Origin of the sequence: Pectobacterium jejuense, from assembly GCF_026800125.1 — a bacterium.
Classification (GTDB): domain Bacteria; phylum Pseudomonadota; class Gammaproteobacteria; order Enterobacterales; family Enterobacteriaceae; genus Pectobacterium; species Pectobacterium jejuense.
Genome location: NZ_JAPQKX010000006.1, coordinates 36,888 through 54,268, shown reverse-complemented (window position 1 = coordinate 54,268; position 17,381 = coordinate 36,888). Strand labels below are relative to the sequence as shown.

Here is a 17,381-nt window from a genome sequence, read left to right as displayed (position 1 = left end):
TATAAAACTACTATCGGGCAGCCATGCCTTCCAGAGACTGACTGCCGCCCAAGGCCTTATAAAGCTGAATCCTGCTGGCCTGCGAGTTCCTCCACGAGTCCAGCATGTTCAGGTGTCCGGTGAAATTCTGACGCTGCGCATCCAGATAGCGCAGATGGCTGTCCAGTCCGGTGCGGTAACGCAGTTCGGCCAGCGCGAGTGTGCGGTCGCTGGATGTAACCTGTTTTTGACGCGCCATCAGCTCTTTGTCGAAAGAAGTACGGGCGTTGAGCGCGTCTGACACTTCCGTGAACGCGGTCTGAATTGTTTTTTCATATTCTGCAACGGCGGTGTCCTTACGAACGTTGGCCAGATCCAGATTCGCGCGGTTTCGTCCGCCGGCAAAAATTGGCAGCGTGATCTGCGGCATGAACTGCCATGTCCGCGTGTCTCCGGAGAAAAGCCCGGACAGTTCCGGCCCCGCCGTTCCCAGCGCGCCAGTTAACGTTATGCGCGGGAAAAATGCGGCTCTTGCGGCGCCAATATCAGCGTTGCGTGCGCGAATACCGTGCTCAGCGGCCATAATATCGGGCCGCTGTGTCAGCAGATCTGACGGAAGCCCTGCCCTGACGTCGCCGAAGAGTTGACCTCCGGCAGGCGCCGATCCCAGAGAGGTACTGAGGTTGTCTTCGCCGACCAGCAGGCGGAGCGCGTTGCGTGCCTGTGAGAGCGTACGCGCGGACCGGACCGACTCGGTGCGGGCCTCTTCAAGAAGCCCCTGCGCCTCCAACACGTCCAGCTCACTCGCGGTGCCGGCCCCGAAGCGCAGCTTCGCCAGAGAGAATGCTCTCTCGCGCGACGTCAGCACCTTCTGCGTAAGCGCCAGCCTTGAACCTGCAGAGGCATAGTCAAGATAGGCCTCACTGACGCGTGAGATCAGGGTAATGCGGACGTTGCGCGCCGCCTCTTCGGTGGCAAGGTATTCCTGCAGTGCGGACTCAGACAGATTGCGGGTGCGGCTGAACAGGTCGATTTCGAAGGCGCTCAGGCCCAATTCGGCACGGTACATCGACTGAGGTCCTGCCGGTGCGCCCGGTGGGCGCTGAAGGGCTGGCGTGTCCTCCCGGCTGAAAGCGCCTGTAGCGTTCACTGCAGGAAGACGGTCAGCTCTTGAGATTCCGTACTGCGCCCGCGCGCTTTCGATATTAAGCAGCGCAATGCGCAGGTCTCGGTTATGCTCCAGCGCCCTGCCGACCAGCTCACGAAGCTGATTATCACTGATAAAATTACGCCAGTCCGGCATCGGGCCCGCCTGAACGCCCCCTCCCTCAGCATAAATGGACGGAACGGGCATTTTTGGCTGCTGATAGTCGGGCGCCAGTGAGCACCCGGAAAGGCCAACAACACACAGGAGAACAAGATTCTTAATCTGAAAATTATGCATTGTTATTCTCCTGCACAGCTTCCTTTTTACGCTCGCGCCCGGCTTTGGTAAATGACATGACCCATACGTAGAAAACAGGAACAAAGAGCACGCCCAAAAGCGTTGCCGTCAGCATACCACCGATAACGCCGGTACCAATGGCGCGCTGGCTTTCTGCACCTGCACCTGTCGCGATGGCAAGCGGAACAACGCCGAGAATAAAGGCAAGGGAGGTCATAATAATCGGGCGGAAACGCAGGTGAGCTGCTTCAACCGCCGCCTCTCTGAGGCTTTTCCCCTGTGCATGAAGGTCTTTTGCAAACTCGATAATAAGGATGGCGTTTTTGGCCGCCAGACCGATGATGGTGATGAGACCGACTTTAAAGTAAACGTCGTTAGGCATGCCCAGTGCGGTGACGGCCATCACCGAACCCAGTGCACCTACGGGGATTATAAGCAGCACGGAAAGCGGAATTTTCCAGCTTTCATAAAGTGCCACAAGAACCAGGAACACCACGAGCATGGAAAGCGCAAGCAGCAGCGGCGCCTGAGAGCCTGCCGCTTTTTCCTGGTAAGAAAGTGCAGTCCATTCATATCCGATGCCTGGAGGCAGCTCACCTGCTAGGCGCTCAATTTCCTTCATCCCTTCACCCGAGCTGTGGCCGGGCGCCACGTCACCGGCAAACTTTATGCTCGGATAACCGTTATAGCGGACAATCTGGACGGGACCGGTTTTCCAACCAATCTCGCTGAAGTTTTCCAGGGCGACCATATCACCTGAACGGTTAGGAACGTAGAGTTTGCCCAGCGATTCAGGCGTCGCTCGGCTTTCCGGGGTTGCTTGGACGATAACGCGTTGCATGCGGCCCTGATTAGGGAATTCGTTTATCAGCGCCGATCCGAATGCGGTCGAGATAGTGTTGTTGATAACGTCAAATGAAATACCCAGCGCTTCGGCTTTTTCACGATCGATTTTGACGTCAAGCTGCGGCGCATCCTTGAGGCCTTCGATCATGATGTAGGCAAACACAGGTGACTGAAAGACCTTACCCATCAACATATTGCCTGCTTCAAGCAGCGCATCCCGCCCCAGTCCGCCACGATCCTGCAGGCGGAGTGCAAAGCCCCCGGAATTACCCAGTCCTTCTATGGAAGGTGGCATGACGGCAAAAAGCGTTCCGTCGCTGATTTGCTGCAGAGCGCCATTCGCACGGCCGGTTTCGTTTACCGCTGATTGATCGGAAGAGCGTTCAGACCAGTCTTTGAGCATGGTAAATGCCAGGCCAGCATTCTGCCCGGTACCTGAGAAACTGAAGCCCATGACGGAAATGACATCTGAAACTGACGGAAGGCTGCGATAGTAGTCCTCCATCTGCTTAGCGGTTTCTGCCGTACGCGGTAGTGCTGCACCCGGTGGAAGCTGAATGTCCGTGATTAGATAGCCCTGATCCTCTGCGGGTAAAAATGCGGAAGGTAATCTCACATACGCAAAAGCCAGCACGCCGACAATAACAAGATAGACAAGCATCATTCTTCCGGTGCGGCTGACCAGACCTGATGTGGCTCCGGAATAGGCATGTGTCACGCGATCGAAGCGCTTATTGAACCAGCCAAAAATACCTTTCTTCTGTTGATTGTGATCTTGAGAAAGAGGTTTTATCAGCGTAGAGCATAGTGCAGGCGTCAGGGTGAGTGCCAGGAAGCCGGAGAAAAGCACTGATATAGCGAGTGAAATCGAGAACTGTCTGTAAATAACGCCGACAGATCCACTCATGAAGGCTAATGGAAGGAATACTGCAGCAAGAACCAGGGTTATGCCGATAATGGCGCCGCTGATCTGTTTCATGGCTTTCATTGTGGCATCTCGCGGCGAAAGGCCTTCCTCCGACATGATCCTCTCGACGTTTTCCACGACGACGATGGCATCGTCAACGAGTATACCGATTGCCAGAACCATGCCGAACATGGTCATCATGTTCACTGAAAAACCGAGTGGCAGCATCAGGGCAAGCGTTCCCAGCAGGCTGACAGGAACAACAATCGTAGGGATCAGCGTGTAACGGATATTCTGGAGGAACAGAAGCATCACCAGGAATACCAGTACTACGGCTTCGACCAGGGTATGCAGGACTTTCTCAATCGCCACGTCTACAAAGCGTGAGGTGTCATAAGGTATGCTGTAAGACATGTCCGCCGGGAAGTTTGCCGACAGTTCCTTGAGCCTGGACTTCACGCCGTCAGATGTCTGCAGCGCGTTGGCACCGGGCGTAAGCTGAATGGCGATAGCGGCTGCAGGCTTGCCGTTGAGGCGTGAGGTAAACTTGTAGTCCTGGCTTCCCATTTCAACGCGCGCAACGTCTTTCAGCCTGACAGTGGATCCGTCGCTGTTTGCTTTCAGAACGATTTCTGAAAATGCTTCGGGGGAGGTAAGCTGGCCGTGAACCATCACGGTAGCAGTTATCTCCTGATCAGGAGGGACGGGTTGGTCCCCGATGCTGCCGCTTGATACCTGCGCATTTTGTGCAGATATGGCCTGATTAACTTGCGCAACAGAGAGATTATAACCGACAAGCTTTGCGGGATCGACCCAGATGCGCATGGCGCGTTCGGACGCGAACATCTGCACGCGGCCGACACCAGGTACGCGGCGAAGCTCATTGTTCAGGTACCGTGCTGCATAATCAGCCAGCCCCACGGGATCTTTATCTGCATCCTTGTAGGTAAGTGCATAAATCATCAGGAAGTTGGCACTCGCCTGTTCTACTTGAAGACCCTGTTGCATCACCGGGCGCGGCAGACGAGATTCAACACGCTTGATACGGTTCTGCACGTCCACCTGAGCAAGGTCAGGATTGGTGCCTGGTTTAAACGTAACGTAGGTTTCAGCCACGCCAGCGCTGTTACTTTGTGACTCGTAGTAGAGGAGTCCTTTTGCGCCGTTTAGCTCTTCCTCAATCAGGCTGGTCACGGTATTGTTGATGACGTCAGCTGAAGCTCCGGGGTAGGCCGCGGTGATCAGAATTTGCGGCGGTGCAACGGCAGGATACTGGGCAACCGGCAGCGACGAGAGAGAAAGCACTCCGGCCAGTATGATAAATATGGCAATTACCCAGGCAAACCTTGGGCGTTTGATAAAGAATTCAGACATAGAATATCCATCGGGTGTGAACTGTTACGTGCCGCTCCGTCAATGTCAGGCGGTTGCTGGCGTTATTCATTACTGGCTTTTAGCCGTAGCTTGCGTCGCTGTCGTAACCGGCGTGTCCGGCTGGATTTTGTCTGTACCCGCCACAATTATTTTTTCGCCGGCGCTGAGGCCCTGCGTTATCTGCCATTCGCCTGCTCTCATGACACCGGTGTGCACATTTCTTAATTCAGCCTTACTTTCAGCGTTGACAGTCATGACGTGCGGTGTTCCGTCAGAGCCAAAAGAAACCGCGCGCTGAGGAACGAATATTGCTTTTTTATCGATTCCTATATCCGTGGTCACACGGACGTACATGCCAGGCATGAGGAGACCTTCGGGATTGGGGATAACGCCGCGTAGCATAATCTGCCCAGTGCCTTCATCAACCGTTACGTCCGAGAAAAGCAGATGACCTCTGGCCTGATATTCTGTACCGTCTACGCTTACTCTGACCGGCGACTTGCCGTCTGCATCAGCAGAAAGAGTGCCGTTTTTAAGGGCCTGCCGCAGCCTTATCACGTCACTGACGGGCTGCCTGAAGTCGGCATACACCGGATCCATCTGCTGTATTTTTACCAGTGGAGTGGTTTCATTCTGTCCTACGAGCCCACCTTCACTCACCAAGCTCTTGCCGGTTCGGCCGGTAATAGGTGCCCGCACGGCAGCGTAGCCCAGGTCAAGCTGCGCAGTCGTGACATCGGCGTCAGCGGATTTTTTATTGGCACGCGCAGTCTGCAGTGCTGCAAGCGCGTCATCATAGTCCTGACGGCTGATGGCGTCGGCTTTGACAAGCGGTGCGTAGCGCCGTACCAGCGCATCGGCCTTTGTGACCTCAGCAGCCGCACGCGCAACGCTGCTCTGCGCCCGCTCAAGCGCCGCGCGGAAAGGAGCCGGATCGATCGTAAACAGCAGATCACCGGCCCTGACCATATCCCCTTCTTCAAAATGACGGTGCAGCACAATACCGGCCACGCGAGCGCGAACCTCGGCAACGCGTACGGCAGATATTCTGCCGGGCAGTTCTGTCGTCAGGTTCTCAGAACGGGGAGTAATGCTTAGCATTTCAACCGGAATCGCCTGCCCCTGACCTTCCCCCTGACCCTGTTGTGAAGCCGATTGACCATTATCGCAGCCAGTCGTCAGCAACGATCCACCGATGGCAAGAGCAAGTAAGCCAGCCTTTAACTTTGTCATCAAACCCTCTTCTACCTGTTACAAACTATTTGTGAGTGGTGTGATGATTCCATATAGTAGCTAATGAGTCAAACTAGATTCATTTAACACCACAAAGAATCAAAAGATTGATGATTTTCCTGATATGAGATATATTTGGTTCACTATTGATTCATTTGATACTTTATGGTGCGGTGTAGGGATGAGTGTGACAATTGACGAGAAGCTTGCGGGGGCACTTGCAACTGCCGTAATGCAGAAACCCAGGGCGAATCTGCAGCAGATCGCAAGCATGGCAGGGATCAGCAAGGCAACCCTTTACAGAATTTCTCCAACACGTGAGAGCGTGATAGCACTCCTGACGACTCTGTCCCGGAGGCACCTAGAAAATGCACTGCAGTACGCTGACTTAAGCTCATCTTCTTTTAAAGATGCGCTCATGCGCCTCACCGAAGGCGTAATGGCGAGCAGGCCTTTTTATCTGTTCTGGTGCGCCTCACTCTGGATGGATATGAGTGATTTAAAAAATCAGGATATGAAAGGGTACTCACCGTCTTTTTACAGCGAGGCGCTGGAAGGTTTTTTTCTGCGGGGACAGATGGAAGGGGTGTTCAGAGTTGACCTGACCGCAACCTGGCTCGCCAAGTCCTACGATTTTTTAGTGTACGCTGCCGCAGAATCGGCTGAAAGGGGCGAAATTGCCTCTGTAGGCATAAGTGATATGGTCTGTAAAACTTTTTTTGATGGCTCGGTGAGTAAATAAAGACATTATTCTGCCAATAAGTGGAGAAGGTTATGGTGATAAGTACAGATATTTCAGTTGGTTACGAATTCATTCGCAGGCGGTGGTGGAAGAACTGATGTTTCCTCTCAGATCGACGTTCTTTCAAAAAAGATAGCTGAGTTGGTTGAGAAAAAGGCGCTGCGGGATGCCTGAAGAGCAACGCAAAATCCTGCAGCAGCTTACTGATATGTACAGCCAGTTTGGTGAACTACAGCAAAAACAGGCTGGATATGCACGAGATAAGGCTGAAGTTCAGTCAGTGAATTTGAATAACGAAAATGTAAAAGCCGAAAATATAACGTCTCAACACCTTGTTGACATAAAAGTCTGAACCCAGATATAAAATAACTGGATTTTACATCTGACTTTTAATGAAAAAAGAGAATGCATAATTGGGTTTTAAATAATCGTTATTCTCTTGCTTTTTAACTAAAATTTTTTTAATTGAAACCCCAAGCCAATAAAAATTGATATTTTTTCAGCGTAAATATACACGTGACTATAAAACATAGGTGTATTCTAACGCCGGATACAGCAGCAGTTTAAAGGCATCAATTTTTAATGTCGACGAAAAATAAAACTGTTAATTCAGCATAAAAATCCACGCTGCGCATGTTGCACATATCTGGTTATTCAATGTAAAAGTAATCTGTGTAAAGAAGGTGCAATGCTTGGAAACCGATGTGTTTCACCTTTTGGTCAGGCTGGAGAGTCATCAGTTTGGATTGGCTGGAGTAAAGATTATAGTTCAGATTATTTTCTTTATTATCTTAATAATCCAGAAGCGTAATTACTGTATAGCTTTTATTGTTATCCATATATCCACGGACAAATAAGCCCGTGAGTCTGCGCCCACCAAAGGCGCGGGCGAACGGGAGCGGTCGGCGAGTGCCGAGCCGACTTTGTCTGTGGATATGTGGGTAACTATTTGACGATCTCGAATTGCGTTGTTAGTATCATTTTCGCTGTATCATCGTCCACTCGGACGATCACCAATGATCCGTCAGCCTGTGAGGATCGCCTTTGGGTGGCTGTATCACCTTTCCAGAGCCTGTAAGGAAAGGGGCGTGATTAAGAAGCGCGGTAAATCTGCCATCCTTTGAGAGCAGATGTCACCAGGTAGTTTAAACGCCGCTACGAGCGTGGTGATGAAGGTTCCGCTTATACACTCAAATACTGGCTCGTTTTATCGAGAGCAGATCGATAGCTTCAGCAACAATTTGATGTTGTTCGAGGTTTTCTGTTTTACGCACAATTCAAGATACGAATACGTCTAGAGCTACGTCCGACCTTTGCACGCACGTATAAGGCCATTTGGTACATTTGGCCGCTTACGGGAGTCGCAATGGAAGGTCGAAGCTGCGCGGCGTCACTTGTGTATGAGCAACGCGAATACCAAGTGACGCGCGAGCGCGTAATACGGTCAGAGCTTACGCACTGCCCGATAGACGATTCTTCTACCATCTGACCAACACGTAGTAACGGTTTTTAGTACGTATAAAGACGTTTTACTAACCGTTTAATGGTCGTTCATTTAACAAACAGTCCGAATGTATGAAAGACATCATCATGAAGACATTTCTATTAGATAGAGGAGGTAATCAGCACGACATCGATGGCGACGCCAGCAACAACTGGCGTGTGGAGGTAGACTGACGAAAGTCAGCCCGGCGTAAGCCGCGAATGGGTAACACCCAGGGTGCCTTGCAACAATTCAACATTTCGCCCCCGATGCACAGATGTCTGCTGAGACGCAGGATGCGCAAAATCAAACCGTGTCGTCGGGGATGAAGTATCTATTTTCGCTCTCTTTCAAAAGGGAGCAGGTGAGTTATGTATTCCGTTCACACGGACGGAATACATAACTCACTTCATTGGATTTGGAGAACTGTATGGCTAAGTTAAACAAGAATCTTGTGACGTTGGCGCGGGATGGTGGCGGTAGTTTTAAAACACTTAATGACCGCATGAAAATAGCCGATCGTTTTGCAGAAAGATTAAAACGTTTGAATGTGCAAATCAGGAATGCGAAGCATATTAAGCCTCGTCATATTGAAATGTATATAAGAAGCCGTCAGGAAGAGAAAATTTCAATCAGAACGTTGCAAAATGAAATGTCAGCAATACGATCTATCCTCCATGCAGCGGGTAAAACTATTATGGCTGACCCTGAGAATGAGAATTTGAGTAATAAAGCACTGGGTATTTCTGGTGCAAGTCGTGACGGTTCAAAAGTTGCGATTCCAGATAGTATATATCAGAGCATTTTAGATAAAGTGAGTGCTGCTGATAAAGGTGCAGCTGCTGCCATGGAGTTATCTCGTCTTCTTGGCTTACGGACAGAGGAAACTATTCAGTCTGTTAAATCTCTTAAAACATGGCAGAAGGCTTTGCAGAATGGTGATGAGAAAGTTCGAATTGTTTATGGCACGAAAGGAGGTCGGCCCAGAGATACGACAATTATTGAACGGGAGAAGCTAATCAATGCAGTGAATAATGCATTACATATTACGAGCGAAAATAACGGTCGATTGATTAACCGTCCTGCTTTGCATTTAGCAATTGAACGGTATCGTAATATCGTTAGGGAAGCGGGGCTTGTCGGAAAATATGCACCTCATAGCCTTAGGTATGCCTATACCCAAGATGCAACACAGCTACATCTTAAAAATGGATTTAGTAAAGATGAGTCTGATGCATTAGCTTCCATGGATTTGGGGCACGGTGATGGTCGAGGCCGCTATGTTGCCCGTGTTTATAATAAAGTTGATCCCTCTCAGTGAGAGAAGTTCAAGAAGAATTTTTGGCAGTTTCATTGTAAATCATCGACGCTGCCAATCTTCCTTGTTCTGTTAATGTATAGGAAAGTTTTAATTTTTCGTCTCTATACTGTTCAACAAAACCATTTTTATGTAGTGTATGGCAGGACGTTCTTAAATGATTTGGATATAATGTCGCACTACGGTTTCTACTTATCATAGAGAATAAGGCCGTAGCTGTTACAAAATGTTGGTGGCCTTTCTTCTGCTCAATTGCATACAGTAAAAACAAGACATCACGTTGATTTCTTGAAATACGCATACGTCCCCCTCTTATTCGTATCAGATACGATTAAATATTCTTCCCGCAAACAGTTCAATGCTTTATTCGTATCTGATACGAATAATTTAATTGGCTCAGGGATAGTTGAGAATATATTGAATTTAATTCCATCTTTAAGTATGTTGAGCGAGCTAACCTGTCGTCTCTGACGACCACCAATGATCTTTCAGTCTGTGAGGATCGCCTTCGGGTGACTGAGTCACTTTTCCAAAGCCTGCAAGGAAAAGGGCGTGATTAAGAAGCGCGGTAAATCTGCCATCCTTTGAGAGCAGATGTCACCAGGTAGTTTGAACGCCGCTACGAGCGTGGTGATGAAGGTTCCGCTTAACTATCTATCAATCCCTCCGGGAAGCTACTTCCCGATGGCAGGGGTGTGGTTTTCCAAATATTTTATTTTGGAGCAATCACAATGAACTCTTCTACTGCATATCGTGATGGATACTGGGCAGGTCAGTTGTTGCTTTCACTGAAGAAAAAAGTGAAAACGCGGCAGCATGTTTATAAGACCTACAGTTTCCTTCAGCTTTTACTCGTCTGGGGAAGTGCTGTCATCGTTTTCTGCTTTTTTTATTTGAGCAGACTCGGCGGTTTCCAGCATAACCCTCTGCAACCAGATGAATCGATGGATGTCATCGTTGAGCCAGTTACGGTTTCGACAGAACAGGTATATCCGGAAGACTCGTTTTAACATCAATTTTAAGCCAGCAACCCAACGGGAAATATCTTCCCGCCTGGGGGATGTTCTCCCGTTTTATCAGGAGAACATCATGCAAATGGTCTTACGTCGTACGAGTAATTTTACTGAGCGTCTGTCTGCGTTGCTGAAGAAAAACACACAGCGTAACGATGCATTTATTGGTGAGTGGATACCTAATTGCTCTGGACATATGAGATTCCGTGCGCTGGTTTTTCGAAGCGATTCGGAATGGATCTATCAGATAGAAAGTTGTACCGGTTGGTTAGGCTCAAAATCTTACCAGTTCGACTCTCATGCCTGCGCCGATAATACGTTTCCACAGCGTCACGAGGCAATCAAGGTTGCGCAACTGCTAGCAAAACAGTTAGCAACTCTGCGTTACCGCTTCCAGTGACTTAGCACACCCACACGGGGATTTATCCCCACGTGGAGATAAATCCCTTTTCGTTTTGAACCGAAAAAAGGATTTATCGATGCACGATTTCAACACGAAACCTTTCGTCTCGCGCCTGGCCATTCTGCGACGCGATGATGAATTTCTACAACGTTCCACAATAGACCTCATCAGGATTGTCTCTGATATTGAGTCTGTATTGATGGAAGCGACTGCGTTCATGCGTCTCGGCATCGATACGGTAGATTGGGACGATTTGGCGTTGATGACACTTAACCAGAAAAAGATAGCGTGGGTTGCACGGCAGACCGGTGAAATTATCAACCTGGAACTGCTACCGCGTAACTTTTTTGACAAATACTTCGCAGATATTCTTGAACTCGGCCTTTCTGTTAATGCTGCTTTGTGGCAGCGCTATTTTAATAAAGGCCTGACGGATGCTGCCCGTGTTCATGAGAGCCCTAATGCCAGCATTTGGCTCATTGACAACTACCTCTACACGCTCAGTTTAGATATCGAGCGCAACTGGTATGACGGCCGGACGTTCTACTAATCAGCTGCCATATCGTGACTTAACCCATGCGGGATTTATCCCGCTGGGGATAGATCCCTTTCAAGTTGAATTTAGAAGAGGATTTATCCATGACACAGACTAACAAAGCGTCAGCTTTTGAAACTTTCTACTCTTTCATGTCGCAAGATACGTACGATGTATTTGTTCAGTACATCATTGAGGTCTGGCAGTCCAAACTTCACTTTACTGGTGGTAGTTGGAATGACTGGCATCCTCAGGTGACTGGCGATCTGGAGACTCCGGTATACGCCGTTCCTGACGGAGATAAGGTTTATGACGTCAGAACGCCCGGGGGGCAGATACAAGTGACAACAGATGCGTTCGGGATATCGGTGACGTTATACGCCCTTCGTGGGTTGCTACTTGATTTCAGAGATAACCGATTGCCAACATCGGACTTCGAAATCTTGCAAACTCAGAAAGCGTTCGACAGGTTGCTGCGTTATGCACACAGCCATGTGGAAGCTAATGCAATAACGCCAGAATTCGGTTTAGACAACAGTAGTTATCGTGATTTAGCTACCGAATCTGTCGATGATCTTCTTCATCAGCGTGCTCTTTTTGCCAATGCAATTGGCGAAGGCGCAGTGAAGCTTGGGATTATCGCGGAAGGTACACCTTTAACTATGCCGCAATTGCTTATGGTATTAGGTGACATTATCGAATGTGCATCTCGTACCTTGAACAAGGATAGCCAAAATGGCTGATGGCATTGTTTTTGTTTACCCGGATAACAATTGGTTTTTTGCTAATGAGGTACCGTCCTGGCTGGGAGATGATCGTATCACCTTGTATCCGGACGACATCGAATATGCAGAAGAATATCAGCTTGTCGTTAGCGATAGCTTAACGTATGACCAGTTAGCAGAACGACTGGTGCAAAAGGGTCTTTAGCGCCAGGCGTGATGAGATTCATTTTCAACTTAACCCATACGGGGATTTTTCCCCTGAGGGGGATAAATCCCTTTTCAAATTGAAAAAAGGATTTATCCATTATGAATACTTTACTTAACCGTCTTGCTCGTAATCGTCATTCTGTCGTTGACCTGCTGTGTGTGATTTCTGACATAGAAGGAAAATTGATGGAGATTGGTGCATTCGAGGCACTTCGGATCAACTGTTCTCCTGATGAGGATGGTTTTACGGACAATGACTATCAGATTTTCGAAATCGCAGAATGTCTTGGCGAAACCGTTGGGCTGAATTTTATCCCTGATAATTACAGTCATTATTTGAATGATGTGATTTCACTGGGAAACAAAGTTGCCCAGGGTTTTTGGGATAAAGCCTTTCAGAATGGCGTCCAGGAGGGTAAGCATACCTGCTGGGAATTCTCTTCCTGCCTGGATGGCGATAGCGATTTTGATGGTTACATTGAGTGGCTCGGTCGAGCACATTGAATACAGTTTTTGATGCATTTTTTGTTACCTAACCCATATGGGGATTTTTCTCCTATGGGGGATAAATCCCTTTTCAAACTGAAGAGAGTATTTATCAATGAACAAAGATGATATGGGAATAGACCTTGTTCCACGTGACAGCATTGAATGGCATTCCATGTGGGCTACTCTTGGACAGCATTCAGCAAACCGAAACCTACCAAAACCAACAGTTGCAGAAAATTTCGGTGAAGTGTGGCAGTACATGCACACCTGTGAAGTCAGATATTGTTTCTTCTGGAAACGGTATTACCACTTTTTCAGACATCGTATGCACCCGACGACTAACACTAACAGCGGGATTAAAATCCCAGCAAGCAAAGGCTTTAATTCAACAAATTTGGTGAGGAGCTTTACTCCCTAACCAATCTAGATAATCCGTTCTACATCAATTATCGTCCTACGATAATTTTACCTTTCCCCCAGTGGCAATGCTTTTCGCCACGTGGGGGAAAGCATTCGCCCTTAAGCCTGTAAAGGTCTTTTATGCGCGAATTAACACCTCCCAGTATTACCGCTTATACCGAGCGTGAGGCACGTGTCATCAATATGGCATTGGCGCTTCTTGAACGGAGAGTCAGGAAACGGGAAGTCATGCAGTCTTCTGAAGATATTAAAGCTTACTTGCGTCTCAAATTGGAGCACATGGAACGAGAAGTTTTTGTTGTTATGTTCCTAGACCGTAAGGAGCGTTTAATTGCCTGTGAGTCCCTTTTTGCCGGCTCGATTGGAAGCGTTGAAGTCCACCCACGTGAAATTGTTCGTCGTGCCATTGCTCTGAATGCGGCCGCAGTCATTTGTGCGCATAACCATCCGTCTGGTAATGCTGAACCCAGTAATGCCGATCGACAAATCACCGAGGATTTGGTTAACGCACTATATCTGATTGAAACACGCCTACTAGATCACATAGTGGTTGGCCACGGTGAAATGGTGTCGTTTGCTGAACGCGGATGGTTATAACCACATAAACACTTTCGTCTAATCAGACGTTACCCCACGGGGAGAGTCCTCTCCCGTACGGGATAGCTCTCCCTTTTTTATGACCAAAAGGAGAGTTCATGTCTCACATTGATATCACTCAAGAAGCTCCAGCTCAGGGTACTTCGTTTACACCAGAGCAGGAGGACGCGTTGTGTCAGCTTATTCGTCGGGAATGCTTTCGGCGCGATCGCAATGCTCTACTGAAACTGCTCGGTTATCTCACGCTGCTGAAAGTCGCCGGTTCTCTGGTTCTTTTGGCTTTCGTCCTGGTAATTCGCGGGTTAACTCATTGAAAGGAGAGGTTATGCCAATGCCTTTACACATACTGATTGTTCTGTTTACAGGGTTGTGGTTCATCGTACGCTGGACGAGCATATTGTCTGCGCGTGCTCTTGTCTGGCTTTATCAGATCTGGCGTCAGCGTTCTGAGCCCATTGAATCGTCAACTCATCGAATAATTTATACCGGAAAATGGTTGCTCGCCGATGATCATCAATGTAGTGGACGTGCTGTCGTACTGAAGCACCGCCACAATTATAAACCTGGTGTGGAGTTGCAATATTTCGGTGAAGAGACTCCGCAGGCGTTTTATGGCGAACGTTATATGGATAGCGAGGACGAGGCGGTTGATACCGCATTGGCCATGCACCAGAAGTTACTACGCAATGTGCGCCAACGACCTAAACCTGAACGGATGCCCGCTGTCGTGACGATTTCGTCAGCTGCTCAGAATGATGAAGCAGCATGATTGGGCGGCCGCAATCATCTCCGGCTGTTGCTATTGATGACAGCGCCTGGGAAAGACTTGTCGCGTTTACGCCCGAGCAGGCATGCGAGACAGAACGGCTGCATCGTCTGATTCGCCATGCATTAAAAGCACTGGCTGCGAATACTCGCTCAGAAATAACAACCGGCTACTTTTGTTTACCTGGTGACGGCAATAAATCGACATCGTTGTGGCAGCAATTTTATCTGCGCTATGAGAATGATGTTGTTCATATCAGCCTGACTGACTAACTCAGCATATTACTAACCCTGACGGGGACACCCGCAGGGGTGGACCCGTCTTCTTTTTTCGGAGTCCATACCATGAGTTTACTGACCACTAATGAACACCAGGAATCGGCCCTGGCCACGCAAGTCGCAATGAAGTCGCTGACTCGCGAGCCTGGTGCCATCGAACGTACTCGTAACCGTTTCTATGACTGGTTGCAGGTTGAGTTCGATCGGCACTATCACACGTTGCGAGACGGTGGTTACCGGCGTTTTCTTGAGCAGCGTCATCCGGAAGAACTGGAACGTTATGATGCAGCTTGTGAAGCACTACGGCGTGAAGAGTTCAGTCGTTTTGCCGAACTGCAAACGCTGGGACTGTTTTTGCACACACAAGTCTCAGAGAAAGAAGCACAGTTCCGCCGGCGGCGTAACCAGTTTCTGATGGCCATGTCGGCGACAGGGATAATCACATCTGCTGTTATCTGGGCCTATCTGCATCATGAGCAGTTTGTGCAGTTGTGCCAGCAGGCTGTTATTGCGGGTCATGCGATTCTGCAACTGTTCACCACTGTACTCTGATTTTTGATTTTTCCTGAGGGAACCATCCCTCAGGGGATGGTTCCGTTCGATAGAGACCATTATGAAAACTTTCACATTGAAGGATGCTGGTGACATCTGCCGGCTGCTAACAGAACGTCTGGTGCAGAGTGTCAACGCTGATACGGTACCGTGGCGGCAAAGTGTTATTCGTCACGGTATACCCGTTCACGCATTGAGCGGGCAGGGGTTCACTGGGATTAACGTTTTATTACTCTGGCAATCAGCGTTACAAAACGGGTTGATATCAAACCGTTGGCTGACCGGCGATGACCTGCGTTCTCTGGGCGGCAGGATAATGCCCGGACAGAAACCAACCACGGTCGTCCGGTATAAACCGTCACTTTCGCTGTTTCGGGTTATCAACATTGAACAGTGCGAGGGATTATCCGATATGTTGCAACCTGGATGGCCATGGCCACCGTCGCCCGTTCCTGGCATGGAACGAGTAGGGGAGTGGCAGTTTGCTTCTCAGGTTCCGGTACTTTTCAGCGCACAGCGTCCGGCGGTTTATCTTCCTGACAGCGATCGCATTGAATTACCTGAGTCCGATGCGGATAGCCTGGCCGCAATGCTTATTCGTGCAACCGGGCATCCAACCCGGCTTGGTCGTTTTACGGTGCCGAATGACTCACCTGACATAAACACGTACCTGCAGGAAGCGCTCATCGCTGATATCGGACGGGCGTTGCTTGCAGCACGGGCTGGTATACGTCTTGCCGGCGAACCGATGTGGACGGGTGAACGAGGTTCAGATCCCTGGATACTGTTTAAATCTGCCTCTGAGGCGGGCAAGGCTGTCGACTGGCTGGAAACTCAGCGTCAGCGGTTGGTCACCTTGCCGCTCGATGAGGTTCAATACTGGCAGAGAGAGGCTGCTCATCTGTTAACGACGCATTATGGCCAGCAACTGGATGACACGACGTTAGTGTGTGACAGCGTGGTGAATCAGCACTTGCGCTACAACATTTCACCGAGTAATGCGGTAAATGCGCTGGCACGGATTTATGACTGGCCTCGGTGTGATATGCCGACGGCATTGTTCACGCCAGAGTTGAATAGCGTTGCTGATGCATTGGCGCGTTTCTCACTGAATCCCGGAAGTCTAGCTGTTCATCGTGTCGCCAGCGACATCGATGATAGCGGCGTAGTTCTAGAGGCTCCGGAGCTTGGCACGTTGTTGCTACCGCCACCGTCTGCCGAATTGGTCGATGAGGTTGCAGCTAACGATGAGGAAGAAGGAGGTGACCCGGATGATCCGGGAAATCTCGCCGCGCTCCCCTGGGTCAGAAACCAGGGACGTCCCAATCCACATCGGGCAACGTTTATCCGCCAGTTTCAGGAAATTGCACCGTATGAGAACCGTTGGACGGTCTTCAGCGATTTTATTCACATGTCGGCAGCGGCGTTACATAACCGGTGCCATTTTGTGCAGGAAATCGAAGATGATTACATGCGGCGAATAAAACGTTACAAGAAAGCCGATCAGAACCGTTTCCCTTTACTGTTCAACACGCTAGTTGAGGGAATGGAATTCAGTGCTTCGGATTTTCTTGGTTCTGTATTCATGGAACTCGAGCTTGGCGATCAGCGCCGGGGGCAGTATTTCACTCCGTATTCCGTTGGCTACATGATGGCGAAAATGCAACTGGCTGATGGTCTGCCTGCACTAACCAGTGGGGAACGGGATTTCATTACTGTTTCAGACCCCGCGTGCGGAGCTGGCGGCCTGGTTGTTGCGATGGCACAAGCCATGCTGGAAGCAGGCCTTAATCCACAGAAACAGATGATGGCCGTTTGTGTCGATATCGATCCCGTTGCGGCAATGATGGCGTATGTGCAACTGGCGTTATGTGGCATCCCTGCCATGGTGATTGTCGGGAACAGCCTGAGCATGACGTTCAGTCAGACCTGGCGTACGCCTTTCTGGATGATGTTTGGCTGGGAACGTAAATGGACCCGTGAACAAGAGCGAAAAGCTCAACAGAAAGTAGCCTGACATAACAATTTAACCCTAACCGGGCGTTTCTCCCGGAAGGGGAAGCGCCCTTA

General features: G+C 49.3%; 19 protein-coding genes. 15 read left to right on the top strand and 4 right to left on the bottom strand.

Annotated elements, in window-relative coordinates; all coding sequences use genetic code 11:
• Positions 1-10: 10 nt before the first annotated feature.
• The 3 genes from NXT09_RS12380 to NXT09_RS12370 all read right to left on the bottom strand — a co-directional run bounded on the left by NXT09_RS12380 (position 11) and on the right by NXT09_RS12370 (position 5,783).
• On the bottom strand, positions 11-1,423 hold the full coding sequence (locus NXT09_RS12380; RefSeq protein WP_268579864.1) for an efflux transporter outer membrane subunit: 1,413 nt from the start codon (positions 1,421-1,423) through the stop codon (positions 11-13).
• Complete coding sequence (locus NXT09_RS12375) at positions 1,416-4,550, bottom strand: multidrug efflux RND transporter permease subunit (protein WP_268579863.1); 3,135 nt, start codon at positions 4,548-4,550, stop codon at positions 1,416-1,418. Before NXT09_RS12375 ends, NXT09_RS12380 begins: the two co-directional genes overlap by 8 nt.
• 69 nt (positions 4,551-4,619) lie before the next feature.
• Positions 4,620-5,783 carry an efflux RND transporter periplasmic adaptor subunit gene (locus NXT09_RS12370; RefSeq protein WP_268579862.1) on the bottom strand — a complete coding sequence of 388 codons (1,164 nt, stop codon included), beginning with the start codon at positions 5,781-5,783 and terminating at the stop codon, positions 4,620-4,622.
• Between the two features lie 124 nt (positions 5,784-5,907).
• Between NXT09_RS12370 and NXT09_RS12365 the strand changes: the two genes are divergently transcribed.
• The 3 genes from NXT09_RS12365 to NXT09_RS12355 all read left to right on the top strand — a co-directional run bounded on the left by NXT09_RS12365 (position 5,908) and on the right by NXT09_RS12355 (position 9,329).
• Positions 5,908-6,525, top strand: a complete 618-nt coding sequence (locus tag NXT09_RS12365) for a TetR/AcrR family transcriptional regulator (protein WP_268579861.1) — start codon at positions 5,908-5,910, stop codon at positions 6,523-6,525.
• Between the two features lie 166 nt (positions 6,526-6,691).
• Complete coding sequence (locus tag NXT09_RS12360) at positions 6,692-6,877, top strand: hypothetical protein (protein ID WP_268579860.1); 186 nt, start codon at positions 6,692-6,694, stop codon at positions 6,875-6,877.
• Positions 6,878-8,438: 1,561 nt separating this feature from the next.
• Positions 8,439-9,329 carry an integrase domain-containing protein gene (locus NXT09_RS12355; protein ID WP_268579859.1) on the top strand — a complete coding sequence of 297 codons (891 nt, stop codon included), beginning with the start codon at positions 8,439-8,441 and terminating at the stop codon, positions 9,327-9,329.
• Between the two features lie 7 nt (positions 9,330-9,336).
• On the opposite strand, the gene NXT09_RS12350 is transcribed toward NXT09_RS12355, so the two are convergent.
• The gene (locus NXT09_RS12350) at positions 9,337-9,627 is read right to left on the bottom strand and encodes a chromosome segregation protein ParM (RefSeq protein ID WP_268579858.1); all 291 of its coding nucleotides are present in this window, start codon (positions 9,625-9,627) and stop codon (positions 9,337-9,339) included.
• Between the two features lie 430 nt (positions 9,628-10,057).
• Here NXT09_RS12350 and NXT09_RS12345 point away from each other — a divergent pair, with 430 nt between their 5' ends.
• The 12 genes from NXT09_RS12345 (at position 10,058) to NXT09_RS12290 (ending at position 17,328) form a co-directional block, all read left to right on the top strand.
• Positions 10,058-10,336 carry a hypothetical protein gene (locus NXT09_RS12345; RefSeq protein WP_268579857.1) on the top strand — a complete coding sequence of 93 codons (279 nt, stop codon included), beginning with the start codon at positions 10,058-10,060 and terminating at the stop codon, positions 10,334-10,336.
• Positions 10,337-10,415: 79 nt separating this feature from the next.
• Complete coding sequence (locus NXT09_RS12340; protein ID WP_039313187.1) at positions 10,416-10,739, top strand: hypothetical protein; 324 nt, start codon at positions 10,416-10,418, stop codon at positions 10,737-10,739.
• 79 nt (positions 10,740-10,818) lie between these two features.
• Entirely contained in the window at positions 10,819-11,292 is a 474-nt protein-coding gene (locus tag NXT09_RS12335) for a hypothetical protein (RefSeq protein WP_268579856.1), read from the top strand.
• Between the two features lie 89 nt (positions 11,293-11,381).
• Positions 11,382-12,020 (top strand): antirestriction protein, encoded by a 639-nt coding sequence (locus NXT09_RS12330; protein ID WP_268579854.1) that lies wholly within the window; start codon positions 11,382-11,384, stop codon positions 12,018-12,020.
• Entirely contained in the window at positions 12,013-12,207 is a 195-nt protein-coding gene (locus NXT09_RS12325; protein WP_268579853.1) for a hypothetical protein, read from the top strand. Before NXT09_RS12330 ends, NXT09_RS12325 begins: the two co-directional genes overlap by 8 nt.
• Positions 12,208-12,308: 101 nt before the next feature.
• On the top strand, positions 12,309-12,713 hold the full coding sequence (locus NXT09_RS12320) for a hypothetical protein (RefSeq protein ID WP_119873120.1): 405 nt from the start codon (positions 12,309-12,311) through the stop codon (positions 12,711-12,713).
• Positions 12,714-13,238: 525 nt separating this feature from the next.
• Positions 13,239-13,715 (top strand): RadC family protein, encoded by a 477-nt coding sequence (gene radC / locus NXT09_RS12315; RefSeq protein WP_268579852.1) that lies wholly within the window; start codon positions 13,239-13,241, stop codon positions 13,713-13,715.
• Positions 13,716-13,813: 98 nt separating this feature from the next.
• Positions 13,814-14,029, top strand: coding sequence for a hypothetical protein (locus tag NXT09_RS12310; protein ID WP_268579851.1), 216 nt, complete (start codon positions 13,814-13,816; stop codon positions 14,027-14,029).
• A gap of 11 nt (positions 14,030-14,040) precedes the next feature.
• A complete protein-coding gene (locus NXT09_RS12305; protein ID WP_268579850.1) occupies positions 14,041-14,484 on the top strand; it encodes a hypothetical protein in 444 nt (147 codons plus the stop codon).
• A complete protein-coding gene (locus NXT09_RS12300; protein WP_268579849.1) occupies positions 14,481-14,753 on the top strand; it encodes a hypothetical protein in 273 nt (90 codons plus the stop codon). Before NXT09_RS12305 ends, NXT09_RS12300 begins: the two co-directional genes overlap by 4 nt.
• A 72-nt stretch (positions 14,754-14,825) precedes the next feature.
• Positions 14,826-15,311, top strand: coding sequence for a hypothetical protein (locus NXT09_RS12295; protein ID WP_268579848.1), 486 nt, complete (start codon positions 14,826-14,828; stop codon positions 15,309-15,311).
• A 61-nt stretch (positions 15,312-15,372) separates the two neighbouring features.
• A complete protein-coding gene (locus NXT09_RS12290; RefSeq protein WP_268579847.1) occupies positions 15,373-17,328 on the top strand; it encodes a TA system toxin CbtA family protein in 1,956 nt (651 codons plus the stop codon).
• Positions 17,329-17,381: the final 53 nt, after the last annotated feature.